The sequence below is a fragment of the Nocardia sp. NPDC049526 genome, assembly GCF_044465765.1.
Lineage (GTDB): Bacteria > Actinomycetota > Actinomycetes > Mycobacteriales > Mycobacteriaceae > Nocardia.
In genome coordinates, this window is record NZ_JBITMA010000006.1 from 450109 (window position 1) to 476749 (window position 26641).

The 26641-nt window shown below is 65.5% G+C and carries 24 protein-coding genes; 12 read left to right on the forward strand and 12 right to left on the reverse strand.

The window, feature by feature from the left end:
• The first annotated feature begins 389 nt into the window (after positions 1-389).
• From ACIBW7_RS21655 to ACIBW7_RS21665, 3 genes are all read left to right on the forward strand, one after another.
• Positions 390-728: a Scr1 family TA system antitoxin-like transcriptional regulator gene (locus ACIBW7_RS21655; protein WP_397048903.1), complete on the forward strand. Its 339-nt coding sequence runs from the start codon at positions 390-392 to the stop codon at positions 726-728.
• A complete protein-coding gene (locus ACIBW7_RS21660; RefSeq protein WP_397048905.1) occupies positions 725-934 on the forward strand; it encodes a DUF397 domain-containing protein in 210 nt (69 codons plus the stop codon). The genes ACIBW7_RS21655 and ACIBW7_RS21660 overlap by 4 nt, the downstream gene beginning before the upstream one ends.
• Before the next feature lie 141 nt (positions 935-1075).
• Positions 1076-1846 carry a Uma2 family endonuclease gene (locus tag ACIBW7_RS21665; protein ID WP_397049079.1) on the forward strand — a complete coding sequence of 257 codons (771 nt, stop codon included), beginning with the start codon at positions 1076-1078 and terminating at the stop codon, positions 1844-1846.
• Here ACIBW7_RS21665 and ACIBW7_RS21670 read toward each other — a convergent pair.
• Genes ACIBW7_RS21670 through ACIBW7_RS21680 form a run of 3 tightly spaced genes read right to left on the reverse strand, consistent with a single transcriptional unit; the run spans position 1771 to position 3760 of the window.
• Entirely contained in the window at positions 1771-2139 is a 369-nt protein-coding gene (locus ACIBW7_RS21670) for a hypothetical protein (RefSeq protein WP_397048907.1), read from the reverse strand. The two genes, ACIBW7_RS21665 and ACIBW7_RS21670, sit on opposite strands and share 76 nt — an antisense overlap.
• Positions 2136-3311, reverse strand: coding sequence for a PLP-dependent aminotransferase family protein (locus ACIBW7_RS21675; protein ID WP_397048909.1), 1176 nt, complete (start codon positions 3309-3311; stop codon positions 2136-2138). Before ACIBW7_RS21675 ends, ACIBW7_RS21670 begins: the two co-directional genes overlap by 4 nt.
• Positions 3308-3760 carry a cupin domain-containing protein gene (locus ACIBW7_RS21680; protein WP_397048912.1) on the reverse strand — a complete coding sequence of 151 codons (453 nt, stop codon included), beginning with the start codon at positions 3758-3760 and terminating at the stop codon, positions 3308-3310. The genes ACIBW7_RS21675 and ACIBW7_RS21680 overlap by 4 nt, the downstream gene beginning before the upstream one ends.
• Positions 3761-4174: 414 nt before the next feature.
• On the opposite strand from ACIBW7_RS21680, the gene ACIBW7_RS21685 reads away from it, so the two are divergent.
• Positions 4175-4909, forward strand: a complete 735-nt coding sequence (locus ACIBW7_RS21685; RefSeq protein WP_397048914.1) for a response regulator transcription factor — start codon at positions 4175-4177, stop codon at positions 4907-4909.
• Between the two features lie 366 nt (positions 4910-5275).
• Here ACIBW7_RS21685 and ACIBW7_RS21690 read toward each other — a convergent pair whose 3' ends face one another.
• From ACIBW7_RS21690 to ACIBW7_RS21705, 4 genes are all read right to left on the reverse strand, one after another.
• Positions 5276-6706 (reverse strand): MFS transporter, encoded by a 1431-nt coding sequence (locus tag ACIBW7_RS21690; RefSeq protein WP_397048916.1) that lies wholly within the window; start codon positions 6704-6706, stop codon positions 5276-5278.
• Positions 6703-7680, reverse strand: coding sequence for an L-histidine N(alpha)-methyltransferase (gene egtD / locus ACIBW7_RS21695; RefSeq protein ID WP_397048918.1), 978 nt, complete (start codon positions 7678-7680; stop codon positions 6703-6705). Before egtD ends, ACIBW7_RS21690 begins: the two co-directional genes overlap by 4 nt.
• Before the next feature lie 152 nt (positions 7681-7832).
• Complete coding sequence (locus ACIBW7_RS21700; protein WP_397048920.1) at positions 7833-9002, reverse strand: FAD-dependent monooxygenase; 1170 nt, start codon at positions 9000-9002, stop codon at positions 7833-7835.
• Positions 9003-9081: 79 nt separating this feature from the next.
• Complete coding sequence (locus tag ACIBW7_RS21705) at positions 9082-11976, reverse strand: AAA family ATPase (protein WP_397048922.1); 2895 nt, start codon at positions 11974-11976, stop codon at positions 9082-9084.
• A 325-nt stretch (positions 11977-12301) separates the two neighbouring features.
• On the opposite strand from ACIBW7_RS21705, the gene ACIBW7_RS21710 reads away from it, so the two are divergent.
• The 3 genes from ACIBW7_RS21710 to ACIBW7_RS21720 all read left to right on the forward strand — a co-directional run bounded on the left by ACIBW7_RS21710 (position 12302) and on the right by ACIBW7_RS21720 (position 15171).
• Entirely contained in the window at positions 12302-13201 is a 900-nt protein-coding gene (locus ACIBW7_RS21710) for a helix-turn-helix domain-containing protein (protein WP_397048925.1), read from the forward strand.
• A gap of 12 nt (positions 13202-13213) precedes the next feature.
• Positions 13214-14107 (forward strand): alpha/beta hydrolase, encoded by an 894-nt coding sequence (locus ACIBW7_RS21715; protein WP_397048927.1) that lies wholly within the window; start codon positions 13214-13216, stop codon positions 14105-14107.
• Between the two features lie 473 nt (positions 14108-14580).
• Positions 14581-15171: a class I SAM-dependent methyltransferase gene (locus ACIBW7_RS21720; protein ID WP_397049081.1), complete on the forward strand. Its 591-nt coding sequence runs from the start codon at positions 14581-14583 to the stop codon at positions 15169-15171.
• A gap of 184 nt (positions 15172-15355) precedes the next feature.
• Here ACIBW7_RS21720 and ACIBW7_RS21725 read toward each other — a convergent pair whose 3' ends face one another.
• On the reverse strand, positions 15356-16606 hold the full coding sequence (locus ACIBW7_RS21725) for a cytochrome P450 (protein ID WP_397048929.1): 1251 nt from the start codon (positions 16604-16606) through the stop codon (positions 15356-15358).
• 187 nt (positions 16607-16793) lie between these two features.
• Entirely contained in the window at positions 16794-19574 is a 2781-nt protein-coding gene (locus tag ACIBW7_RS21730) for an AAA family ATPase (protein ID WP_397048931.1), read from the reverse strand.
• 333 nt (positions 19575-19907) lie between these two features.
• On the opposite strand from ACIBW7_RS21730, the gene ACIBW7_RS21735 reads away from it, so the two are divergent.
• From ACIBW7_RS21735 to ACIBW7_RS21750, 4 genes are all read left to right on the forward strand, one after another.
• Positions 19908-20294, forward strand: coding sequence for a hypothetical protein (locus ACIBW7_RS21735; protein ID WP_397048934.1), 387 nt, complete (start codon positions 19908-19910; stop codon positions 20292-20294).
• 18 nt (positions 20295-20312) lie between these two features.
• Positions 20313-20885 carry a threonyl-tRNA synthetase editing domain-containing protein gene (locus ACIBW7_RS21740; RefSeq protein WP_397048936.1) on the forward strand — a complete coding sequence of 191 codons (573 nt, stop codon included), beginning with the start codon at positions 20313-20315 and terminating at the stop codon, positions 20883-20885.
• 9 nt (positions 20886-20894) lie between these two features.
• On the forward strand, positions 20895-21317 hold the full coding sequence (locus ACIBW7_RS21745) for a threonyl-tRNA synthetase editing domain-containing protein (RefSeq protein WP_397048939.1): 423 nt from the start codon (positions 20895-20897) through the stop codon (positions 21315-21317).
• Positions 21318-21589: 272 nt separating this feature from the next.
• Complete coding sequence (locus ACIBW7_RS21750; RefSeq protein WP_397048941.1) at positions 21590-21880, forward strand: hypothetical protein; 291 nt, start codon at positions 21590-21592, stop codon at positions 21878-21880.
• 268 nt (positions 21881-22148) lie between these two features.
• Here the strand turns inward: ACIBW7_RS21750 and ACIBW7_RS21755 are convergent, their stop codons facing one another.
• Complete coding sequence (locus ACIBW7_RS21755; RefSeq protein WP_397048943.1) at positions 22149-22730, reverse strand: hypothetical protein; 582 nt, start codon at positions 22728-22730, stop codon at positions 22149-22151.
• A gap of 214 nt (positions 22731-22944) precedes the next feature.
• A complete protein-coding gene (locus ACIBW7_RS21760; RefSeq protein WP_397048945.1) occupies positions 22945-23679 on the reverse strand; it encodes a MerR family transcriptional regulator in 735 nt (244 codons plus the stop codon).
• Positions 23680-23847: 168 nt separating this feature from the next.
• Between ACIBW7_RS21760 and ACIBW7_RS21765 the strand changes: the two genes are divergently transcribed.
• Positions 23848-24204 carry a DUF1707 domain-containing protein gene (locus ACIBW7_RS21765; RefSeq protein WP_327100812.1) on the forward strand — a complete coding sequence of 119 codons (357 nt, stop codon included), beginning with the start codon at positions 23848-23850 and terminating at the stop codon, positions 24202-24204.
• Positions 24205-24214: 10 nt separating this feature from the next.
• Here ACIBW7_RS21765 and ACIBW7_RS21770 read toward each other — a convergent pair whose 3' ends face one another.
• Positions 24215-26635 (reverse strand): tetratricopeptide repeat protein, encoded by a 2421-nt coding sequence (locus ACIBW7_RS21770; RefSeq protein WP_397048948.1) that lies wholly within the window; start codon positions 26633-26635, stop codon positions 24215-24217.
• Positions 26636-26641: the final 6 nt, after the last annotated feature.

Genomic DNA, 26641 nt, shown 5'->3' on the forward strand with positions numbered 1-26641 from the left:
AGCGCAATGAAGCGATCATCGCTCCGATCGTCGCGACCGACACCATGCCTCACCGACCTCGCTCCGGCGCCTCGCCCGCGCGATTTTGCGCGCTGCGATCGAGAACAGAACTGACCCCTCGACGACTACCATTTGGGCGCGAACGGCGATGTGCCGGAATGGCTTCGGTCCAGAAGTCGTGGCGGACGGCGTCCCAGAGTTTCGCTGGTTTCGGGAGACGTTCGCGTGCCTGAACGAGGTCAGGATAGTCGCCGGGTTCGAACGACGGGGTTGCCTCGGATGTTTTGTGTACGAACATGATTCCGATTTCGTGACGCTGGTTCAGCTGCCAGGTTGCGTGCAGGCCGTCGACTTCGGTTCGGTGGATTCCGTCCATACAGGCGGCGGTTATGGCCGGATATCCCGGGCGGCGACGGGTGGGCATCCGCGTCGATGAGCGCGTCGAGCACATCCAGCAGCGTTGCCAGATCGTGGCCGCGCCATACCGGCAGTTCGTTTCCGATCGGCTCGAATGGCAAGCCGCGGGCCGCGGCGCGTTCCCGCGGGCTCATGGCCGATCGAACCCACGGGTTGCATACGCCGAGAACTACACCGGGGATATGTACTCGGAGAAGGTGAGTAGCGTGCAGCGGCATACGAAGGCGTACCAAAGCATCCAGGAAGCAGCGCTGGATGAGGTCGGCAGCAGGGCGGCACTGCTGCGGAATAGCGAGGGAGTACCAGAGTGAACGTTGACCTGTCCGGCGCCCGTTGGTTCAAGAGCACCCGCAGCGGCGCGACCAAAGACTGCGTGGAGGTCGCGTTCCTCGACAGCGGCATCGTCGGCGTCCGCGACTCCAAGAACCCAACCGGCCCAGCCCTAGCCTTCACCCCGACCGAATGGGATGCCTTCACCACCGGCGTCCGATCCGGAGCCTTCAACCACCCCGCCTGACCACCCACAACCGAGAAAAAACCCAAAGCGGCCGCACTCCGAATACGGATCGGAGTGCGGCCACTCGGCCTCTATCATTGCGGCATGTCCCGCCCGCGCATCGAACGCCCGGACCTCCCCGAGTACATGACCTGAGAGGAGCTGGAGCGGCTGCCCGCGGAGATCGCCGCCCAGATCGAGCTGTGGAACGGGCGCGTGGTGTGGGTACGCCGCGGCCCCGCGGAACATCAGACCTTTCCGAACCGTCTGTGGAACACGATCGAGCGCTGCGCACGAAAGACAATGTCGGAGCATCCTGAGCACTGCTGGCGGGTGACCACCGAGACAAACGTCTTCCTCGGGCGCAATGGCAAATCCGATTTCTTAACACCCGACTTCCTCGTCCATCGATGCCTGGAGTCCCCTTACCAGGATCTTCGGAGTGCCGACGTCGTGCTGGTCGGCGAGGTCATGTCTCCTTCCAACACACAGACCGATATCGAGGCGAAGAAAGGCCGCTACGCGAGCGCTGGGATTCCCTGGTGCTGGGAAGTGCATCTGGATCACGAATCCAGCGCGATCGCAACAGTCCGCGCCCATGGTCTCGACATCGGGCACGCCCAGCTGCCGGATGGCGTCCACCCGCTGCGCCCAGCCAACTACATCCTGGCGAGCGAATGGACCCACGAGAACCCGGACGGCATCGCCATCGAGGCCCCGTTCCCCATCGCCATCCCCTGGACCGCCGACCCACACACACTTCGAGCCGGACATCGGGTCCAAGACACTACAAGATCACCATGTGCTGGTGGCGGCAAACCGCGCTGTTTGCTGCCACCAGCACATGGTGATCTTGATCAACGACAGGTGAACCGGCGGCCGGTGAGGGTTGCGGGGAACGGGCCGCGGCGGGGGGTGTCGGATAGGTCGTAGAAGGTTGCGCTTGCCGAGCCGGTGAACTCGTCGCCGTGCACAGTCAGGTCGAAGCGCACGATTCCCTTCTGCACCAGGGCGGGATCCGTGCGGTCGACGGTGAATTCGAGGAAAGCGCCGGATACCGTTGCGCCGTCGGCTTTCCAGGTGCCCATGCCGTTGCTGTCGCTGGTGGTGCGGTTGCCGTGGTCCGGATTCGATTGCGCCATGGTGCCGTCCGCGTGGAAGGTCATGACGTGGTAGTTGAACGGCGCACCATCGGCCACTACCTCCCAGACGCCGACGATACTCATGCGCAGAGTCCGGCCAATAGTTCGATGCCGGGTTCGATCCGATGTTCGGGCACGGTGGCGAAACTCAGGCGCAGCGCATTGCGTGGTGTATCGGGGCCCGCGAAGAACGCGGATCCAGGCAGGAATGCCACGCCCCTGTGCAATGCCGGAGCAACCAATGCGTCGGTGTCGAAATCGCTTGGCCCCTCGACCCATACGAACATTCCGCCATCGGGTTCGGTCCAGCTGAATCCGGGCGGAAAGTACATGCTCAAGGCGTTCACCACCGTATTCAGTTTTGCCGCATAGGATTCCACGAGCAGACTCAAATGCGCGGATCCAACTGACGTGCCGAGGAATTCGGCGGCGATCGCCTGGTTGAAAGTGGAGGTCTGCATATCGATGCCCTGCTTGAGGGCGAGCACGGGCTCCAGCAGGTCGTCGGGTAGCACCGTGATGCCGATCCGCAATGCCGGTGCAAGGGTTTTCGACAGCGAGGTGATGTAGGCGGTGCGATCCGGCGCGAAGGACCACAGCGTCGGCAATGGCTCACCGCGGTACCGCAGATCGGTGTACACATCGTCTTCCACGACGAGTGCCTCGTGCCGGGTGATCACCTCGGCGACCTGTGCGCGCCGGGCTGCCGACATGGTCCGTCCCGTCGGGTTCTGGAAGGTCGGCAGCAGATAGACGAACGCCGGATCATGTTGTGCCAATGCAGTATCCAGCGCTTCCAGCAAGATGCCGTCCGCATCGGAGGCGACCTCGATCACCGACGCGCCGTGGCTGCGGAACACCTTCACGGCCGGACCGTAGGTCGGGGTCTCCACCAGCACTACCGCGCCGGGATGCAGCAGCGCCATGCAGATGTTGTGCAGAGCGCCGGATCCGCCCGTGGCGATATGAACCCGCTCCGGCGAACATCCGATTCCCCTGCCGGACAACAGTATTCGCGCCTGCTCGAGCAGCGGCGGAAATCCCTGCGTGAGTCCGTACTGCAATGCGGTGTTCCCGTACTTCGCGATCGCGGCCGTTGCCAGCGATGCCACCAGCTCACCCGGCAGCAGCGCCGGATCCGGCGCGCCGACCGCGAACGAGATCACATCCGGTCGGCGCGCCAATGTCGCGAACGCGTCGTCGATGGGCCCGCTGCGCATGGCCGTTTCCCGGCCGAGCACGACACCCGTGCTCATACCCGAGCCAAATCCTGCCGCAGTCTTGCGGCGACCTGCACTGCCGCGGCATCGAATTCCGGCGTCAGCACGAGATCGTCGCTGAACAGCGGATCGGTGCGCACATCCACCGCCACCAAACCCTCGGTATCGCTGAGATTCACCGCCACATGCACCACGCCCTCGGGGATGTACAGGAATTCGCCGGGCCCGTGCACATAGGGCTCCAATTCGGGGCCGATCAGCGTCACCGCCCGTCCCGTCACGCAGAACACGATGGTTTCGCTGTGCTCATGCAGATGCGCCCGCGCCACCTTCCCCGGCGCCATATTCACCATCGCGGCCGAAATCCCTTCAGCACCACAGGTATCCCTGGTTATGCAAGGCAGTAGATGCTGCTCCTGCGGTCCCACGACCTCCGCGACGTCGGCTGCAGCAACCACTCGCACGGACTTGGCAATATTTCCCATTCAGCAATCCCAGGTATCGTTGGAGCGGGGGGAGGGTATGGCCGAGGACGCCAATGGATGATTCCTCTTCACCGAGCTTTGTTCGCGCTGTATCCGACCGAGTTCTCGGCAATTGGCATGATATGGCACCTGTCCACCAGGAACATCCGTCGCACCGGACCGAAATATCCGTACCATTCGTTCGTCGTATCGGCCCTGGCACCCCATTGGCTCGAACTCGATGACCGGCCGCAACTGTGCCGAGCCTGGCCCGACGATGTGCCGCCGGGCGATACCACCGCCCACGAATGCGGATATTCCCGCCCGAAATGGCGGATGATCCAGCTCGCCGGCTGGCCTAGTGTCCGAAATGCGACTGCCCGAAGCATACGAAATCGGCCGGGCGCAGAGCATTCGAACGCAGAGGGATCGAGTATGCGGGTGATCGTGGTCGACGACAACGACGATGCGGGCGACGCACTGGTGCACAAGTTGCGCGTGCGTGGGCACCATGCCGATCGCAAACGTCGGGGCTCGGATCTGCTGGTCAGCCATCATCGCTATCACGCGGTCATCCTCGACCTCGAGCTGCCGGATATGTCCGGGCTGACGGCGCTGCGCAAGCTGCGCGAAGTCAGCTCGGTGCCGGTGGTCGTGCTCACCGCGGATACCGATGAGCGCTCGGTGGTGCGGGCCTTGCGCAGTGGCGCCGACGACTATCTGGTGAAGCCGACGCGGGTGGCCGAGTTGGCGGCTCGGCTGTACGCGATCACGCGACGGCTTCCGGTGCCCGCCGTACCCACGCCGACAACCATGGTCCTCGCGGGCGATGTCCGGGTGGATCTGGAGGCCGGGACGGTCGAGGTCGCCGGTCGACGAGTACCGCTGACCCGGGTCGAATTTGCGGTGTTACGGGCGCTGGTCGAGCATCCGGGTACGGCGGTCAGCCGTGAGCAGTTACTCGACCGCATCTGGGGCGATGCTTTCGTCGCGGTGTCGCATGCGCTGTACGTGCACGTCAATGCGCTACGCACCAAGTTGAACCGCCCTGGACTGATCACGACCATCCACAGCTACGGCTACCGGTGGAATTCGGGTGCCGCCGTGGCGGATTCGGTCGAGGTCGAAGAGTCGATGGCGATGAGCGCGCTGGCGAGTCGCACCGCCTGACCGGTGACTGCAGCGGTGGCGACCATCCCGAGTCCGGACCCGCCTGATCGGTTCGCGGATCGGCGATTCCGACCGCAGCGGCATCAGGCTCGCCTGCCGGTCAACACAACGGGAGTCAGGCCGCCGCGGCTCAGGGTCGCCGGTGAGTAGCGCACCGGTGGAAACCGAACATCCCGGCACCTGGCTCACCTGACTAGTACCCCGTCCAGATAAGTTGCCGCGCTGTCAGATCCGGCTCGCTCGCCGAGCGCAGTCGAAACACGGCACGACACGCCCGCGGCCGCCATATGACTGCGCTCGACGGATCTCGATACCTCGGAAGCTATCTGGACGCAGCACTGGTCACCGCAGCAGTGATCGCGACGATCACGTCAGCAGACCTACCTCACTGGTCACCACATAGGTGCTTACGCCCCGCGGCATCAGCATCGCAGCAATCACACCGCCGGCGAGAAGCAGTGCACCGCAGATCAATAGGGCAATGCGGAATCCACTGCCGAACTCCGTGCCGTCGGTGAGCCGCGCACCGGAAATCCCGGCAAGCCCCGGCAGCGCGGCGACGGCGAGCAACTGTGCCGTGCGGGCGACGGCATTGTTCACCCCGGAGGCGATCCCGGAATCGGTCGCGGAAACCGCGGCGAACACCGCACCCGTGAGCGGAGCCACGAACACCGCCAATCCGACACCGAGCATGACGGTCCCTGGGAACACCCCACTGAGATAGGTTGCGCGCGAGCCGATCCCGGTCAGCAGAACCGCACCGCACGCCGCGAGCGCCGGCCCGAGAATCATCGGGATCCGTGCGCCGTGCCGCTGCGCCCACCGACCTGCCGACGCGGACGAGACCAGCATGATCCCGGTAATCGGCACCGTCGCCAATCCCGCCTCCAGCGGCGAGTACCCCACGACCACCTGCAATTCCAGTGGCAACAGGAAGTAGACACCGCCGAGACCCGCATATACGGCAGCGGTCACCAGATTGGCCGCGGTGAACACACGCGAGGTGAACAGCGCGGGCGGCAGCAGCGGATGATCACCGCGCATCTGGATCCACGCGAATAGCCCGAGCAGTGCCACGCCGAGCAGCGATATCCACCCTCGCCCACCGATGAACCCATAGGTCAGCGCACCCAGCCCGGCTACGGCGGTCGCCACGCCCGGCAGATCGAGCGGCCGCGCATCCGCATCCCGCGATTCCGGAAGGTAGCGCACCGATACGACGGCGACTGCCACCGCGAACGGCACGTTGATAAGAAATACCGAGCGCCACCCGGCCAGCTCGGTCAACCAGCCACCGACAATGGGTCCGACCGCCTCGATAACGCCGATCAGCCCGGCCCACACGCCAATTGCGACACCATGGTCCCGACGATCGATCGTCGCCGAGATCAATGCCAGGCTGCCCGGCGTGATCAGCGCACCCGCGATCCCTTGCACCACCCTCCCCGCAACGAGCATTTCCATCGAGGACGCGACACTGCACAACAGGGATGCCAGCGCGAAACCGACACTGCCCCAGATGAATACCGTGCGTCGCCCCAGCCGATCCCCCAGCGCCCCGCCAACCAGGATCAGCGATGCCAAGGCCAAGGTGTAACCACCGACAACCCACTGCAGATCGGCGACATCGTCGCCGAGACTCGAACCGATCCGCGGCACCGCGATATTGACGACCGACGCGTCGAGCACCACCACCGCCGAACCGAGTATCGCCGCCGCGACAACCCAGCGTCCGGTGACCGAACGCAGGCGCGGTGGTGCGGGCGCGGCCCGGTTCGGTGCAACGAGATCGCTCATCCTCGGCGGGCGAGAACCAGCGCGAACCGATCATCGGAATCGGTCCACGAATGCTGCACCTGGAAGCCGGAGACTTCGAGCTCCCGATGAAACTCGGTCAGCCGGAACTTCGCCGAGATTTCGGTGCGTAACTGCTCCCCCGCCGTGAAGTCGACGACGAGACCCAACTCGGCGACCGTGACCGACATATCGGCCGTGGCCTCGAGTCGCATCTCGATCCACTCGTTTTCCGAATCCCATACCGCTATGTGCGCGAACCGGTCCGGCTCGAAATCGGCGCCGAGCCGCTGGTTGACCACGTGCAGGATGTTCCGGTTGAACTCGGCCGTCACACCCGCGGCATCGTCGTATGCGGGAACCATGACGGCGGGATCGACCACCAGTCCGACTCCGAGCAGCAGCTGTTCGCCCGGCTCGGTGACCCCGTGAACGCACCGGTAGAAATCCGCGCGCTCCTCGGGTGTCAAATTGCCGAGTGTGCCCCCGAGCAGGGCGATGAGCCGCCGGTCATCGCGCGGCAGCGTATGCAGCATGCTGGTGAAGTCGCTGACCACGCCGTGCACGGCGAGTTCGGGAAACTCCTCATGGATCCAGGTCACGGCGGCGCGCAACGCGGATTCCGAAACATCCTGTGGCAGATAGGATTTCAACGATCCGTGCGCGCGCAATGCGGTCAACAACAGACGTGTCTTCTCCGAAGAACCCGAGCCGAGTTCGATCAGCTCCCCCGCCTCGGCCGCCGCCGACGCGATCGCATCGGCAGACCGGCGGAGCAGGGTCCGCTCGGTGCGGGTCGGGTAATACTCGGGCAGCTCGGTAATCGCTTCGAACAGCTTGCTGCCCTGCGCGTCGTAGAACCATTTGGACGGCAGCCACTTCCGGCTCCCGGTCAGTCCCCGCAGGACATCGGCGCGCAGTGCGGCCGCGAGATCGTCCTCGGTGAGTTGGATATCGATACCGACGTGAGGCCGCACGGGCTTACTCCGATCGATGCTGAAGCGCCAGAATCAGGTGTCGAGTACAAACCTTGCGGTCCACTTCTCCGACAACGGAATTGTTGACGCAGCCACCACACCCCCGCCAACCGGCGAATCGCACATTTACATCGGCTTAAGTTTGGCCACCCTCAGCCCACGCGCTGCGGATCTATGCCCAGTTCGGAGAGGTTCATGGCCATCTTCTGATGTACCGCGGGAACCCAGTCCAGGGCGCGCAGCACTGTATTGCGCAAACCGCGCAGGGGTGCGCTGCCGACGGTCGCGACGCGAGTCATCTTGTCGGTGAAGGCGACCACGTTCTCGGCGACCGGCCGCCGTTCGGTCTCATAGGCATCCAGGACACTGTCATCGGCACCGTCGCGGATGACCGCGGCGAGCTTGGCGGCCAAGTTCAGCCCGTCCTGCAGGCCGGTATTCATGCCCTGTCCCCCGGCCGGACTGTGCACATGTGCGGCGTCCCCGGCGAGGAAGATCCGCCCGGCGCGGTAGTGCTCGGCCAAGCGGTGGTGCACACGGAAGCGGGAGCTCCACACGATCTTGTCGACGGTGGCCGGATTCCGTTGCGGGCCACGGGTACTCAGCAGATGTTGCACGTGGAAGTGGTCGGGCTGCGGTGGGGCATCGTCCACGGTGGCCACGATGCGGTGCCGTCCGCCCGGCAGCGGTGCGATGACCGTGACGCCTTCCGGAGAGAAGTACAGCCGGATCTCCGCATCCGGCACATCACCGCCCAGCACCGCATCGGCGAGGACGAAGGACTGTGCGTAGGTGTCACCTTCGAAGGCGATACCGGCCTGCTCACGGACGAGACTGTGCATCCCGTCGGCACCGACCACATAGCGCGCCCGGATGGCCTCGCCTGCGGCCGTGGTCGCGGTGACACCGTCCGGATCCTGGGCCAACGACGTCAGCTCACACGGCCGCGTGACCCGGGTGCCGGTGGCCTCCAGTCGCTCCAACAGGATCTGCTCGGTGCTGTCCTGCGGAATCAGCAGCGTATAGGGATAGTCGGTGGGCAGATCGTCGAAGCCGACATGCAGCAGCACGCGGTCGCGTTCCCGAACGGTGGCCTGCGGCACGATGATTCCGCGCGCGATCATTTTCTCGGTGACGTCCAACTCGGTGAGCACCTCGAGCGTGCGGGCGTGCACAACTGCGGCACGGGAGGTGTTCTCGCCCGCGGCCTGTTTGTCGATGAGTACGACGGGGACGCCCTTGTCCGCGAGGGATGCGGTCAGCGCCATGCCGACCGGTCCGGCACCGACGACGAGCACAGCTGTCTGGGTGGGAATGTTCATGCGGGTGACGCTACGGACGGACACACTACGGTCGCGTCAGTCGAATGACTGTAGTAGCCCGCATGCTTCGTGCCGACGGCTAAGTCATGGCGTACTTGGCGAGTTCGGCACGCGAGGCCACACCCAACTTGGGGAAAGCCTTGTACAGGTGATAGCCGACGGTTCGGGCGCTGAGGAACAACTGGGTACCTATCTCCCTGTTGGTTGCGCCGGTCGCGGCCAGTCGAACCACCTGAAGTTCCTGTGGGGTAAGCGAAGCCAGCGGATCGGCTTCGCGGCTCTGGTCCGATATCGATATCCCGGTCGCCCGCAATTCCGCCGCCGCACGCTCGGACCACGGGACAGCACCGAGCAGATCGAAAGTCGCCATCGCCGCCTGCAACTGTGTCCGTGCCTCGACACGTCGGTTGTGGCGGCGCAGCCATTCGCCGTACATCAGCTCGGTCCTGGCCTGCTCGAAGGGCTGATCGCCGCGCGCATGCAATCGCAGTGCGCGCTCGTAGAGATCCGCGGCGTCGCCGTCGGTCAGCAGGGCGTGGCAGCGATGCAGGACTGCGAGCGCCCATGGTTGGTCGATTGCCTTGGCCCAGTTGGTGAAACGGGTCAGCGCCTGCTGCGCGCGCTGGGGATCGCCGGTGCGGACGGCGGCCTCGACATAGTCCGGATAGGCGTAGCGCCAGACGAATGCGTGCCTGCCCGGACCTGCTGCCGCCTTGTCGAGCCGGTCCAGCACCTGCGCGTACCGGCCGTAACCGGAATCGAGTGCGGCCAGGGCGTAGGTGGCCCAGGCCAAGCCGGTCATCCACATCCCGCCCTCCTCGATCGCTTCCGCCGCGAGGGTCGCGCATTCCTGCTCGGCACCCGCCGCTCCCGCCAACCAGGCGGCGATCCCGGCCAGGTAGTACTTCCAATAGTGCTGACCGATGTCCTCGGCGAGCCGCCGTCCCTCGGCCGCGGTGGCCCGCGCTGCCCGATGTCGGCCGGTCGCGAGTTCGGCGATCGCGAGCATCATCATGGCCTGTGGCATCCGTCCGATCCGCCCTGCGCTGTGGCAGGCGTCGACCAGCCGCGTCGCGTCCCGGTACATGCCATCCACATCGCCGCGCGCGAAGCCCAGATAGGCGGCTACGACATGGAGGTCGATCGGCAGATCTGCGACATCACCGAGGTCGTGCGGGGCGATATTGACCGCCAGCCGATCGCCCTCCAGCAGCAGGCGGATATCGCGGGCGAGTGCGTGGATCGCGTGCCGCGGCCCGCACACCCGGGCTGCGAGTTCTTCGGTGCGCCGGGCCAATACCAGTTGATCCGGATGTGGGCGGCTGGACCAGGCGTAGATGGCGGCCCAGCCCAGCATCGCCCATGCCTGGTGATCCTGTACGGCGGCGAGTGCGAGCACACCGTCGTGCAGCAGGCGCGTGGCCTCGAGCGGATGGCCCGCCTCGAAGGCCAGACCCGCGCGCACCCTGGCGAGTTCCGCGACGATCGATGGCTCTACGGGCGGCGCTTCAAAGCCCCCGCGCTGCTCCGATTCGGTTGCGCGCTCGATCGAACCGGGGTCCGCACGCTCGGCCACCCCAGGCACACCCTCGGCCCCAGGCACACCCTCGGCCACCCCAGGCACACGCTGTGCCAACTCGGGTGCCCGCGCGGTCAACCTGCGCGCACCCACGGCCAGGTCGGGCGTCCGCTCTGCCAAATCCGTTGCCCGCTGAGCCAATTCGGTTGCCCGCTGTGGCAACCCGGCCTCATAAGCAGCGGTGGCCGCGATTGTCCAGCGCCGCGCCTTGTCCCCAGGGGCGGGCGATAATTCGGCGGCACGGGCATAGCCGGTACTCACCGCGATCTGCCCACCGCGCCGCCGCGCCCGCACTGCGGCCTGCTCCAATTGCGCGGCCACCGCCTCGTCCGGCAATGCGGTCACCGCGGCCAGATGCCACGCCCTGCGATCGTCGTCCACGGCACCGGCCAACGCGCGATGCGCCGCGACCCGCTCGGCGACATCGCACGCCAGCCGTGCAGCGGTGCGGATGAGTGGGTGGCGGAATTCGATTCCCGATGCGGTAACCCGAACCAGCCCGACCTGTTCGGCGGGCGCGAAATCCGTCAGTGCCGCGCCGAGCGCCGGCAGCGCGCGGGTCACCGGCTCAATGAGTCCGCTGTCATCCAACGCGGCAACCAGCAGGCAGTGTCGGGAAGCATCCGGTAATGCTCGGATCCGTTCGCGGAACCCGGTCAGCACCCGGCTCGACGGTGGCTCGGACCCGCCCAGTGAATACGCGATCGGGGTGCTGTCTCCAGCACGCTGTGCAGGCGTCAGTGTGCGTGGAATCTCCATCAGGGCAAGCGGATTGCCACCGGACTCGGCGATAACGTGATTGCGCGCGGATGGTGCGAGGGTGGCATCGACGAGCTGATCCGCTGCCGCGGGATCCAGCCCCGTCAAATTCAGCTCGGGCACACCGGGTGCGAGGAAAGGGCGTTCCCCGCCGCGGGCGGCGAAGATCAGCGTCACCGGCTCGCTGTGCAGTCGGCGCACCGCGAACAGCAGCGCGTCGGCCGATTCCTGATCGAGCCAGTGCGCGTCATCGATCAGACAGAGCAGCGGTCCGTCCATCGAAAGTTCGGTGAGCAGGCTCAGAGTGGCCAGGCCGATCAGGAATCGGTCCGCCGGTGTCGCCGAACCGAATCCCAATGCCGCCAGCAGCGCATCCGATTGCTGTCGCGGCAACTGCGTAACCGTTTCCAATACCGGACTCAACAGCACATGCAGTGCGGCATAGGGCAATTCCGTTTCGGACTCGATCCCGGTCACCCGGAGCAGTCGAGCATCCGCCGACTTGGTGTATTCCAGCAGCGCGGACTTACCGATGCCCGCCTCACCCCGCACGACCAGGGCACCCGGCTGCCCCGCTACGGCGTCGGCGAGCAGCTCATCGATCCTGCGCTGCTCCGCCATCCGGCCGTATAGCATCCACCCGCTCCTGCACCTTGCACACCATCGATCAGAAGCGCACCCTAACGCGTTTTCTCAATGCCGGAGGTGACGTCCAGTCCCAGAGGCGGGCAGCTTTGCGTGCGGCGACTCCGCCACCAGCGAGGCGGGTGAGCAGGCCTGGCATTTCATAGCCGAGCCGAGCCGTGGTCGGCTGATCCGCGGATCCTGTCGGGCCATGCGCTGCACCCGCCGGCGGCGTGGGCGGCATTGCCGAATCGTATTCCGTGAGTGCCGTGGCGATTTCGACGGCGTCGGTGCTAGATATTTCAGGAGGAACTGAAATAACCAGCAAGGTGGCCGAATGGGACTAGAGCGAACCGCGGGCACGCCGTTCGTGCCGGATGACGTATCCGATGTGATGGTGGTGGCCGGGCCCGCGCGGTCGTATCGGAACAACGTGCACGAGGAAGTCAAGCTGGTTCAGGTGACCGGGTCCGGGTTCATCGTCCGCAGGCGTGGCACTGTCCATCGTGCGGCGTCGGGCGAGCTGATCGCGCTGCACGCGGATGACACGCATTCCGGGGCACCCGATGATCTCGACTCGGGGAACTGGCGCATGATGTGCCTGTCGCCGTCCTTGATCGCCGAGGTCACGCCGTCGGCGGCGATGCGGTTCGAGGATGTCGTCATCGGTGATCGCCACTTAGCGAACCATTTTCGGGCTCTGCACACCGTCCTGTATCAGCCCGGTGGCGGTCCCGGTTCCGCGCTGAGCAGAGAGGGCGGCCTGCTCGAATTCGTCTCCGCGTTGGCGCTGCGCGCGGACCGCCCAGAGCCTCCTGAGGCGGGAAGAGTCGGCCGGATCGCGGAGATCGTTCGGGATTACCTGCGCGAGAATGTCTCTCGCAACGTGATGCTCGACGAGCTCACCGGCGTGACGGGCACCAGCAAGTATCAGCTCGTCCGGGCCTGCACAGCGCATTTCGGTCTGCCGCCGCACAAGCTGCATGTGCGTCTACGCCTGGATTACGTCCGGTGGATGCTTCGCCGGGGTGCGGACATCACCGAAATCGCCTATGCGACAGGCTTTCACGATCAGCCGCACCTGACGCGCGTGTTCACTGCCGCCTACGGCATCACACCGGCGAACTACCGGTCGAGCTTCCTCGGCACCGCGCGGCGGAACTGGACGTCGGCTGCCGCGCAAGAACGTACAAGACCGACCGAGCCGAGCGCGTCTAATGTCTTTGTCCGGCCATAAGAGAGGGAGACCATGACGCGGATCGAAAAGATCGAGTTCACTAGTGACGGACATCGTCTGGTGGGCGATCTGCACCTGCCCGAACCCGGCACCGAGCGTGGCGCGGTGGTGCTGACCGGACCGTTTTCCGGTGTGCGAGAACAGGTTACAGGCTACTACGCGGAACGGTTCGCTCAGCGCGGCTATGTCGCATTGTCCTTCGACCACCGCAACTGGGGCGATAGCGAAGGACTGCCGCGCCAACACGAGGATGCCACGGCCAAGGTGGCCGATCTGCGGCACGCGGTGAGCTTCCTGGCCGCCCGGCCAGAGGTCGACGCCGACAAGATCGCCGTGTGCGGGGTGTGCCTCGGCGGGATCTACGCGACACAACTTGCGGCGTTCGATCCGAGGATCAAGGCCGTCGCGCTGATTGCCGCCGCGTACAACAATCCGACGCTGATCCGAAGTCGCTTCGGGGCGGACAATTTCGCCGCGCTGATGGATCAGTTCGCGCAGATCACACAGCGCCAGTACGACTCTGGTGCAGTCGAGTACTGGCCTGCGGTCAATCCGGAAGGGATGCCCGCAGGCAATCCCGGACCCGAACCATTCGAGTACTACGGCACCGACCGTGGTGCGCGCCCCGGCTGGGAAAACCGTTGCACCGCACTGTCGGTGCTGCAGGAACTGACCCTGGACGTGGACGCCTACTTGCCGCTGCTCACCGCTCCCCTGTTGATCGTGCACGGCCGCGGCGACCAGGCGATCCCGGTCGGCGATGCCGAAGCCGCCTACGCGCGAGCACCCGAGCCCAAGGAACTTCTGGTGCTGGATACCAGCAACCACATCGATCTCTACGACGACGACACCTACGTACTGCCCGCCATCGACCGCGCCGTCGCCCACTTCGACCGGAACCTCTGACGCGAAACCGGCTGCTCGGCAAGATCGGGCTGCGAGTGTCGGAGGTAGTCCTCGGCGCACAGCCCTCCGGCGGAAACCGGGGCTGAGGCGCACCGCTCGAGGCGATCAGCCGGCCTCGGGCGAGGCCAGCCCTATCGGGCTCGGCTTCCCTTGAACTCGTCACCGTCGATCGAGTTCGTCTGGAACCGAGCGCCGCGCAGGTCGATGGCCGTCACGGCAACGGTTGACCGGTAAATCGAATCCAGCCGACGGACCGCAACTGCACAGGCGATCACCATGTATCGGTGGCGGATAGCTCCGGGCAATGCCGCCACGGACGCATGGTGATCGTCTGACCAGCTGTCTTGTGGCGGAATGTCGCGTGCAGTGGGGTTGTGCGTGCCACGATGTGGGGGTGGGCGATCTGGCGTAGGGAGGTGGCGGAGGTGTCAGGTGATTCGCGCGGCGCGCGGCGGCCGACCAGTCATGAGCGGATGACCGGGCTGCCGTGGGATGCGTCGTATCAGGACGGGCCTGCGCCTTGGGATGTGGGCAAGCCACAGCAGGCAATAGTGCGGGTGGCAGCTGCGGGCGGGTTCGCGGGAGCGGTGCTCGATGCGGGGTGCGGGAGCGGGGACAATGCGCTGTACGTTGCGACGCTGGGATTTTCGGTGCTCGGCGTTGATGTGGCGGAGACGGCGCTGGCGATCGCGCGAGCGAAGGCCGCCGAGCGCGGCATCGATGTGGAGTTCGTCGCGGCCGACGCGTTGCGGTTGGACCGTTTGGGGCGCAGGTTCGAGACGGTGCTGGACTGCGGACTGTTCCACACCTTCGACGCGAACGAACGGCCGGGATATGTGGCGAGTCTGGCGTCGGCGACCGAGCACGGCGGCACCCTGTATGTGTTGTGCTTCAGTGACAATGGGCCTGATGCCGGCCCGCACCCCGTCAGCCGGGAGGAGCTGACGGGGGCGTTCGATCCGGGCAATGGATGGCAGGTCGTGGCGATCGAACCGGATCGGCTCGATACGAGATACCACGACAACGGCGCACCAGCATGGTTCGCGACCATCAAACGTATCTAGCACCTCGTCCAATCAGCCTCTGCGGTAACCGAGTCTCGGATCTGGCACCCTCCCGTCGAGCGCAGTCGAATTGCGCTGTCGGACGGCGTGGCGAGCCACGTTCCGACTACGCTCGGCGTGCAGCCGGACCTGATAGCGAAGGGGGCGGCATGGCGGGCACCGACCCGGACTGCCCAACCTCCAGCTATCGCCGTTCGGCTACCTTCGCGATGATCGGGAACTTGGGGTTGAGGGTGAGGCCGGACATCGGGGTGAAGTCCGGGTTCTCGATGGTCACCTCGAACCGCCGGGCGATGGTGGACAGCGCCAATTGCATCTCCATCATCGCGAACGCGTTGCCGATACATAGGTGGCCGCCCGCGCCGAAGGGCAGGTATACGTTCCGGTCCCGGGCGGCGACGGCGGTGGGAGCGAAGCGGTCCGGGTTGAAGATGTCGGGTTGCTCCCAGCACTCGGGGTTTCGGTGCGCGTGATAGTAGCTGTACACCACCGGCGTGCCCGCGGCAATGCGGTAGCCACCGATCTCGTCGTCTTCGACGGCGCGCCGTTGCCCCATCCATGCTGGTGGCTGCATCCGCAAAACCTCCTCCAGCACCTGCTTGCTGTAGGACAGCGCGGGCAGGTCGGCCATGGTGGCGCGCCCATCGGGCAACGCGCTGTCGACGTCGGCGCGGAGCCGCTGGTGCACCAGGGGATGCGCCTGTAACAGCAGCATCGCCCAGGTCAGTGCCGAGGCGCTGGTCTCGTGACCGCCGAAGAGCATGGTGACGACCTCGTCGCGCAACTCCTGGTCGGTAAGTTTTTCGTTGGTGTCCTCATCCGTGGCGTTCATGAACATGGACAGCAGGCCACTGTTGTCGGAACCGCGCAAATCGGCGATCACCTGGCAGACGATGCCGTCCATCTCGTTGATCGACCGCCAGAACCGGCGGTGGCTCGGAGTCGGAAACTTCAACGGCACCAACGGCATTTGCACGAATTTCCCCAATTCGGCAAGCATCTTGTGCATTTCGCGGGCCAGCCCGGTGACCTCCGGGCCGTGGGGATCCAATCCGAACAGCGACCGCACCACGATCCGCAATGTCAGGTTGCTCATCTGCGCACCGAGGTCGATTGTCCGCCCGGCGCGGGCATGTTCGGCCCATTCGTCGCACATGGAGTCGATCTCGGCCACCATGATCTCGCTGAGCGCGCTGATCTTCTTGTGGTGGAAGGCAGGTTGGGCGAGGCGCCGGTTGCGTCGCCACCGGCTGTGGTCGGCGATCGATGCCAGTCCACGCCCCACGAACGGTTCGATGGTGTCGTACAACTGGGTCTCGCGAGTGAAGTTCGCCATGCGCTCCTGCAAGATGTACTTGATGTGGTGGGGGTGGGTGACCCCGACCATGTTCCCGTTCAGCAGCTGGAGCTCGAAGACGTTGCCGTACCGCGTCATAGCGTCGGACAGAAGCGCAATCGGATCTCCGATGAAGCGCTTGGTGTTACGCAGACGACCAGAAAACCTCGGGGGTAGCCCAGCGGTAGCGGCAATTGATGACATGCTCAAAGTAAAACCGATCCCGTCGACATCCGCACCGTGAGTGTCGATCCGCCACACGCCGCGAAGGACTTCGAAGTCAGCGTTACTTTCCGGATAGCGCGGCGGCGATGTCGCGGCGGGATGCGATGCCGAGTTTCGCTAGGATGTTGGATACGTGGGACTGAATTGTCCTGCGCGACAGGAACATCTGGGCCGCGATGTCGGAGTTGGAGAAGCCATCGGCCACCAAGGCCGCTACCTTGCGTTCGGTATCGGTCAAGGCGGACCGTCCAGACTTGGGACGGTTGCGGGGGCCGCGAACACCGCGGCGAATTCCGTACGGGCGCATGCGCGCAACCGCGCGGGCGGTGTCCCATGAAGCGCCGAGGCTGGTGTAGAGCTCGATCGCCGAATCCAAGGCACTGCGGGCATCGGAGCCGCGCCCGTCCGCGGCGAACAATAAGGCGGCGTTCTCATATGCCTGCGCTTCATAGAACGGTCGCCCCGCCTTCCGGAAGTCGGCGGCGGCCATGCGCAGGACCTCGGGGTCGCGCTCGGCGATACCGCGGCACAGCAGCGCGGTACCGGTCCTGGCCGCCGTCGGTTGCCGCCGCGCCGACTCGGCCGATGCGGCCACCACCGAACGCGCCGCCTTCTCGTCACCGACGTCGGCGGCGAGACGGGCGATATCCGGGAAGATGTAGTACAGCGTGGGCGAGGTCAAACCGCCCGTGAGGCGCTCGTGTGCGTCGACCAGAAGATCGAGTGCGCCGCGCGGATCACCGTGGGCCTCGAGCATCAGCGCCTTGACCCACGGATAGAACTGGCCATTACCACTGCTGCCCAGTTGATCGTCCGGTGCGGGGATGGCTTGCGGATCCGGCAGGAAGCTGCCGCGGTGGATGCCGATCAGCGCGGACAGACTGTGCAGAATCGGGGTATAGCCGAAGGCGTCGGTCACCGATCGACCCGAAGTGCATTCGACGATCGCGTCATCCCAGCGTCCGTCCAATACATACAGACGCGCCTTGGCGACCACACTCGCACCGAGATAGACACCGTGAATCCGGCGACTGTGCCCGATCGCCTTGTGCAGCACCGCTTCCGCGTCGGCGGGCCGATCGAGCTCGATCAAGCAGTGTGCGTGGAGGATGTACGGATCGAACTGATCGGAGCCGAATCCGTTTTCGAAGACGGCCAGGATTCGGCTGCTCAATTCCAGCGCCTCGTCGAGGTATCCGTGGGTATAGCGCACGGCCCCGACGGTCAACAATCCGTATCCGGTCACCAGCGGGTTCTCGGTGGCATTCCCGATCGCCAACGCCTTCGCACCCGCCGACTCCGCGGCTTCGATTCGACCGAGGAAGAGGTTGTTCAAGCCGCTCATCCCATGGAATCGGCCGGCCTCCTCATCCGTGAGATTCGTTGTGGCCAGGGCTTTTTCGGCAACGTCGACGACTTCGCGTAGATCGCCGCGCGCATGGCATGCCTGCACCAGCAACCACCGCAGTTCGGTATTGTCCTCCGGCCGGTTCAGCAGCGCCGTGCGCACCAGAGCTTCGGCCTCGGCCGCACGACCGTTCCACAGCAGCGCTTGGGCATGCAGCTGCTGAAGCGCGGGACGCATGCCGAGGTCCGCCGTGCCCGCGGCGCGCTGCAACAGCTGCACCGCGATCTCGGGCGCGCGCACGATCAGCTTGTCGGCCATCGCGACCAACCAGTCGAGCGTCTGCGTATCCAGCTCGTTCTCCCCCGCCAGCAGGTAGTACGCGATCCGCTCGATGGGCGCGTCGGTGGCCAGCAGGATCTGTCCGGCCCGGCGCAGCAATCCGGCACGCAGCGAATCGGGCAGCTGATCGGCGAGCACCTGACGGATCAAATCGTGCCGGAAGACCAGTTCGGAGTCGGCACGGGTGAGCAGTCCCCCGTCCGTCGCCTCGGTCACCACATTCCAGATTTCCAGGATCGGACTGTCCAGCACCGCAGCCAGTTCCGCGACGTAGACCGTCGGCCCCAGTGCCGCCGCCATCGGAAGGACTTGCCGCGCCGAACGTGACAGGAATTCCAGCCGCTGCGTGATCGCCCCCGCCAGCGATGCGGAGGGATGTTCATCATCGGCGGATTCGTTCGGATCGGCGGTATCCGCGACTACGGTGATCGCCTCGTCGCGCAGCAGGGAGGCCACCAATTCCGTGATGTAGAGCGGATTTCCACCCGCGCCCAGCACCTGCCGCATCAGGCCCGGCCCCGGAGTCGCACCGACCATATGCCGAACCAGTTCCGTCGCCGCCGGCTCGGGCAGCGCGCCGAGCCGAAACGTCGGCGCACGACGTTGCGCGAGCTCGGCTGTCAACGCGACGAATCCGGTGTCCCTCGGCAGCGGCCGCGCCGCGAGCATCAGCAGCAAGGGCAGATCGTCCACAACACCACAGAGTCGATGCAGCACCGCCAAACTCTGCCGATCCGCCCAATGCACATCATCGATGATCAACGCCACCGGACCGGCGGCACACCAGGTATCGACCAGATCGAGGATCGCCTCGCTGATCGCGAACTCGTGCGTCGCCGCACCATCGCCTGCTCGATCCCCACTGCGCAGCAGCGCGCGTACCGGATCGGAGCCACGATCGCTATCCAGCCAGGAGCACACCGCCGCGAACGGCACCTGCCGCTGCAACTCCTTCGCGGCTCCCCGGCGCACGGCCAGACCGCGGGCCGAATATCGGGCGACAGCCGCATCGAGTAAGGCGGTCTTGCCGATACCGGGCTCCCCCTCGACCAGCACCACCACCCCCTTTCCCGCAGTCGCTCGCAGACCGAGCGCGACCACACGCTCGACCTCGGCGTCTCGACCGACGAATACGGAGGTAAGGGGACCCTGCACTCAGGGGATCCTATGCCCTCGCGAGACGTTGTGCAGAATGCACACTCCCCGCTCAGCGCGATATTTCGCCGTCCGATGCGGATATTCCTACCGGCTATGACGGATGTTCCCGCGGCGCGGCTGCCATAGGGTCCGACTGCGGCGGCTCGCTACCGGCGAACCGGCCGGTAGCAGCACATCCGAGCGACCGCCGAACAGAGGAGAACTGTTGCAGTCCGAGGCACCGGCCCGGCACCCCGTACTCGCGGTGGTGTGCGGAATCACCCGCATCGGTGGTCATCTCGCGCGGGAAGCGGTCACCGTCCACAGGCCCGGCGTGCGGCCGATGTGCCGGTGACCGGTCGAGAATTGGCTACCGAGTGGCAGACCGCCGTCCTGTGCTACGACCATCCGGGTGCGATGGTCGAGGCGTTCGATACCACGGATAAGACCAGCGGGACCCCGACGCGGTGGAAACTCACCGTTGGCTGCAACGAGATCGGCCAGGTCGCGGACCTACCGAAGAACCTGTCCGCGAAGACGCCCGCGGACTTCGAACTGCGGCTCACCCGCGACCTGGCCGACATCCTGCACGGCGAACCCGGCTTCTTCGAACATGGACAGCCCGATCCAGAAATCACCCCGATCGGATGCGAGCAGATCTGCCTCGGAATCATCGGGCGCACGGCGACGGACGTGGTCGACCTCGATGCCGCCGGAGCCGTCGAGGCGACCGGATGAGCGGACCGGAGGTGGACGATGCGCATTGTCAGTAATCGTTGCCGCACCGTCGAATACACGGTGACGACGGCGAGCCCGTGCGCCATTGATATCGAACCGTCGGTCATCGGGACACGCAGACGCTTCCACGACTGCCTGCTGGTGACGATCGGGGTGGACCGCGGCGACCGGGCACTGGCGGGCACCGTCGTGCAATTGCTCCGGCGCATTCTCACCGAATCCGATGCCGGACCGATTGTCGTCGAGGGCTTCGCGTGTCTGCCCCGCCCCGGCGAAAGACACAGCACCCCAGCGGGATTCGATGTGCTCGCCGAACTCGCCGAGGCCCTCGACGTGCTGACCGAGGTCACCGAGCGGCTCGAGGAACGCGGTGAGCAGGTGCATCTGATGCCGTTCGGCTGGTACAAGAATTGCCGCGTCGAACCGCTCGACGGGATCGGCACACAGCATGTGGTCCATATGACCGCCGATGACAACCGCCAGTGCGAGCCGGTGCTGCGCAGGCACGGACCGCGCTCACAGTTCCTGGCGCATTCGGCGCTTGCCACGCGGGTCAGGAAGGTCTGCGTCACCCCTGAGCGGCGACGCTGAACACCGAGCATGAAGATCTTCAGTAGTCGTTGCCGCACATTCGAATACACCGTTACCACGGCAAGTCCGGCCGCCGTCGATTTGGAATCGGCGGTGGTCGGCGTGCCCAACACCTTCTCCGACTGCCTACTGCTCATGGTCGGCGTGGAGCGCGGCGATTCGACCTCGTCGAAGGCGGCCGCGAAGATCGTACGACGCATCGCGTCCAAGACCGATGCGTCGCATATCGTCATCAACGGGTTCTCCCATCTCGCAACACCCGGTGAACGATCCGATGTCCCAACGGCTTTGCTCGTGCTGGCGAATCTCGCCGAATCCCTCCAGGCCCGCGGTGCGCGCGTGCATCTCATGCCGTTCGGCTGGAACAAGCGCTGGCAGGCCGATGTCCTCGACGGCGAGTGGGAACAGCGCGTCGTCCACCTGCCCGCCTGAAGCGGGTTGTCCCCGCTCCTGAGAAGGAGCGGGGTCGGGCGACCACTACTCTCCGTGCGTGGCCGATTCCACTTGCCGCACAGGCATTCGAATCAGTGTGCGCCGAGGCCCCGCCTGAGCCCTCAAATCCGGAAAGATGCGAATTTCCTAACGTGTCACTATTGATTGTGCCGCTGAATAGCGGCACAATAGATACCAGACAACCTGCATCCCCGGCACACCCACTACCGACCAAGTCCGGGCTCGGCGGGACGAAGGAGATATCGGTAACCATGAACCTCAAGTCGAAGAAGGTCGTCATAGCCGGCGCGGTCGCCGGTGCACTGGTGATCACACCGGCCGCGATGGCGATTCAGTCGACCATCGCGGCGCCCGGTAACCACAGCAACAGCAATGGCGGCGGTGCCCGGGGTGGTGGATACAGCAACAGCAACTCCGGCAGCCGCCGCGTCGCCGATCAGGATCACGCCGCCTCCGGCAACAATTCGAACCGGGGCTCCTACGACAACCCCGCCGATGGCGGACGCTGGGTTTGGGTGCCCGGTGAGGGCAACAGCCGCTGACCCATTCCCCTTGCGGCTCTTCATATTACGAATGCGACCGCCGCTCCGGAAGGAGCGGCGGTCGCATTCGCATAGGCGCCGCACCCGATGGATCAGCTCGGCATTCCACCGCCTGACGCGCGAGCACGAACTGCACCAGGAAAGTCAATTGCACCCCGCGAGTAGCCAATCGACTCCTTGACACAGCTCGATGCCCTTCCGGCGGCAGGCACTAATTGCACTGCCATCCGAAAGGGCATCGGCGGTAGGAATTTTCGCGGTCGACGAATCAGGTCAGGTTACCGTCGACGCACAGGCTCGACGAGCGCCACGACGGGCCCGGCCGGTTCGCACTCATATCGAAGGTCCAGTCCGAAATCGGCCCGGCCGCACGCCAATACAGCCCGCCGCGGCCGTCTGCAACGGCCTCGTAGATGTCTTCGCGACCCTCGATCAGCTGACTGCCGACACAGTAGTCCATGTAGTCGGTGCCCGGCTGCTGCGCACCCGGGCTGAACTTGCCGGCGGGGTTGCCGTTGGTACCGGGGTTGTACACGGAGCTGCGGCCGCGGGCGTAGCCCTCACGGGACCAGCGCGCGAAGCCGAAGAAATCGGACTGGCACCGGTATGTCCAGCCGCCCGCGGAGATGGCCACGCCCTGCGGCACAGCTTCACCGGCCCACAGGCAGCGCACGCCGATATCGGCGTTGGCCGCCGGTGTCTCGGTGCCGATGCCGAATCCGCCGACTCCCGCCGCGATCGCCGCGAGCAATGACAGTGCTCGGATCTTGTTGCGTCCCTTGGCATTACGTGCCTGGTCGGGACATTCCGTAGGTCTGGGTGCGCCGCGCAGTTCGCTGACGTTGATCATCGACGTCTCCTTCATCATTGTCTCGCCCGCCGGCCGACGTCGATACGGGCCGACGGGAGGTGCTGTTCCCGCTGTCTAATGTAACGCTATTTAACGGCACGTTAGGCTAAGTATCACCACACGTGGGAACGATGAAGTAGGAATGGCCTGGCCAGGGACATGCACCAGCGAAAATCGGCCGCAAGCCAGGTAAGAAAATGCACGCCTCGACGCGTCAGGCCTCGGGCAGCGCCTCGGTGAGATCGCTGTCCTCTTCGAGATACTTTGCGACAAAGCGGTTCACGAGCTCGGCGGTCGCCTGCCCCGGACGGATCCGCGCCTCGGCCACCCGGTCGGCGAGTACCGCCTTGTCTGCAGGTGTGCGCTCGGAGTGCTGATATGGCTCCCACGCCGACCGATGGAACAGATCGATGAAGCGGCGGGCTATCCGGTCGCAGTCCGCGCGCAGCCGCTCCAATTCGCCGAGCAGCGCATCGGCCGGGATGCCCGCGCCCTCCAACTGATCGAAGATGCGGATCAGCTGCGGATCGGCAATACGGTAGGTCGCGGCGTCGACCGGTTCGTACAGACCGGCCGAGACCACGCGGGCCAGACCGTGCGGCACGTCGCGATAGCGCTGCTCGAGTTCGGTCGCCGCGATCGTGTCGCCGGTCGGCGGCGCGGTGGACTGCGTCGCACCGGGCTCCGCGACACCGAGGATGTCGCCGAGATCGTCACCGCGATCCCACGCCTCCAGCAGTTCCCTGATCCCGTTGAGCTTGATCCCCCGGTCCAGCAAACGGCTGATCGTCTGTACCCGATTGAGGTGATCGGGTCCGTAAAAACCGGTGCGTCCCTTCACCTGTGGTGGGGGCAGGATGCCGCGCTCGGCGTAAACCCGCAGGCTGCGCACGGTCGTACCAGCCTGGCGCGCCAGCTCATCGATCGTGTACTCCACGTCCCCTGCCATATGTCTAGGAAACCACACAGAAACATTACCCACAGGTAAGCATACGTCAGTGATGTCGGGCACCTATGGTCAGCGAGGCGCTGTCAACCCCCAATGACGCCCCTAACTATTCCCGCCCTTGGCAATTCGATCCAACGATACGGAGGCGGCGGGGCTTATCCTTCGGATATGACCGAGGCGCAGGCTTCTCGAATTACCGTGACGGAACGGGAACGGGCGCTGGAACAACTGTCGCACCATCTCGGCACCGGGCGATTGAGCCTCACCGAGTTCGACGAACGCAGCGCCGTTGCCGCGGCGGCAACCACCAAAGGACAATTGGCGGAATTATTCGCCGACCTGCCCGGCACTACACCGGCCGCACCGCCCACGCCCACCGGCGGTAATGCGCTGCAGCGACTGCGGACGATCGCCGCGGTGATCTCGATCGTCGCGGTTGTGCTCGCGGTCGCCACCGGCAACTGGCTGTGGCTGCTGGCGGGCACCGGAACCATCGTCGCCTTCGTGGTGCAGCAGCTGCGCTGAACCGCCCGATCTACCAGCGGGTGCGTGGCCGAATAGAATTCGCCAGATCGACCAGCCGATAGCGGTGCCAGCGATCCGGCGCCGTCCTCGCCAGGGCACGCAGGCTGGTTTCCAGTCCCTGCCGCAGTCCCGCCGAGGTGACCGAGAAGCCGAGGATCGTCCGGTTCGGATTCCGCGGCCGCCCGCCGACCCGCAGCCACTCCAAGGCCGCACCGACCACGATGACCTGCAATTGCAGCGTTCGCGCATCGTCGGGCAGCGCCTCCAACCGAGCCGCCGCCGTACAGATATCTTCCTCGGTGATATCGGCGATCGGCCGCGAGACCAGCAATAGACAGCCCGTCGTATGCGCCACGCCGTGATGCCTGGAGGCGGCGGGAACTTGGTCGAGCACCGTGACGGCCTCGAGCAATTCGCCGTCGGCGGCGAGCCGGCGGGCCAGGCCGAAGGCCGCGCTCACCACGCCGTGATTGGTCCGCCAGACCGCACGATAGTGCTCGGCCGCGGCCCGGTGCCAGCGATCCGATTCGGCCGGGTCGTCCAGATGTTGCAGCACCAGTTCCGCGGTGGCGGCCAGGGCCAGTTCCGGGCCGATCTCGCCGGGCAGCATCGAATGCACGGTCTCGAAATGCTGCCAGGCCCGGTCGTAATGGCCGTCGAGCAGCGCGGCGACGCCGACATACCACTCGATGCGCCAGTCCGCGCTGTAGTCGGCGCGCAGATCGGCCAGCAGTTGACAGGCCGGAACGGTCTCCCCGAGGTCCAGATAGGCGCGGACCGCGGTCAACGGGCCCTCCAGATCGAAAGATTCCGGAGCGACGATCGTGCCGGCTCGGATGCGTTCGTGCGCCCGGCGCAGCGCGTCCAGCGCGTGCCGCGGCTCGCCGTGCAGCAGGGAGGACAGCAGTTCGGCACTGGGGTCCTCACTATCGATCAACGGCGTCGGCAGGGCCGCGACGACATCGCGCGCCTCGAGCACCGGCATGCGGGCCATGCCGTCGACGATGCCGTCGGTCTGGCCGATGAGAGTATCGGTGCCGAAATCGTCTCGCATGGAGCTCAATTCGACCGAAGGCTGCGGATGTTCCAGGCCGGTATCGATCGCGAGGACCATGCGCAACGCACCGGCCAGCTGACAGTACATCGAATACGCGGACGGGAACCGGCGCTCCGGCTCCGGGTCGGTAGCGCGCAGCAGCAGGCGGTACAGACACGGATAGCGCGCCAGCAGCGGATCCTCATCCGGTTCGGGTATGCCGCCGAGAAAGTTCCCGCCGCGGTCCCGCGGCAGATCCAAGGCCAGCGCCGCCAGGGTCCGGCCGACAGTGTAGATATCCGAAACCACGGTCGGCCCGGTCTCGGTGATCTCCGGCGCCTGATAGCCGGGTGTGCCGTAGATGCTGCCGTAGGAGTCCATCGCGGCGACCGCACCCAAATCGATCAGTTTGACCTCGTGCTCGCTGACCATGATGTTGTCGGGTTTCAGATCGTTGTATGCCAATCCGAAGGAATGCAGATAGTCCAGCGCCGGCAGGATTTCCATGATGTAGGCGATGGCCTCGACGACCGGAATGCGCTCCTCGCCGCGCAGATCGAGCATCTTCTTCAGCGATTGTCCGCCAACGTATTCCATGACGATGTAGCCGTCCGGAATATCACGGGCAGACCGATGTTTTACGAAGTTGTAAATCTTGACCACGCCGGGGTGGGCCACCTCGGAAAGGAATTGCCGTTCGGCGAGCGCGACCACATGCGCCTCGAAGTCCAGCGGGTTCTGCAAACCCTTCAATACGACCCAGCGATCGCTGACATTGCGGTCGACCGCGAGATAAATCCAACCGAGCCCGCCGTGCGCCAGCGATCCCTGCACCTCGTATTGATCGGCGACGAGTTCGCCGCGCTGCAGGGCGGGGCGGAAGTTGAACGGTGAGCCACAGCGACCGCATTCGCCGGCGACCACACCCGGCTCGGTGGCGGTGCGACGGCCGACCGGCTCCTGACATTTCCAGCAGAACCGTTTGAGTTCGGGCACTTCCGGATCGTCGAGAATGGCGGTGCGGGGGTCGACCGGAGCCACCCGAGGCATCGGCACCAGGCCCGCGCCGAGCCGGCGCACACTCGGCCGGGAGCGACTGCTGCGACCGGAGACCGGCTCGTCGAGTTCGAGAGTCTCCTCGGCGCCCGTCACCGGATCGCTCACCGGCATGGTGTCGCCGGGTGCCGGAGGCACGAAGATCCGTTGCGCCGGAGGACGTTCCACGGTGCTCGGCCCGGACCATGGATGCTGGCGGCGTTGCGACGGTTCGAGTTTCGACATGCCACGGGTAGCCCAGGGATGTGGCGTCCGTCGCGGAACCTCGGTTCCGCGCATCCGCCGATTCGCCCATGGATGCGGCAGCGGATTCTCGGAGGCGCTGGGTTGTTCCGGCATGGGAAC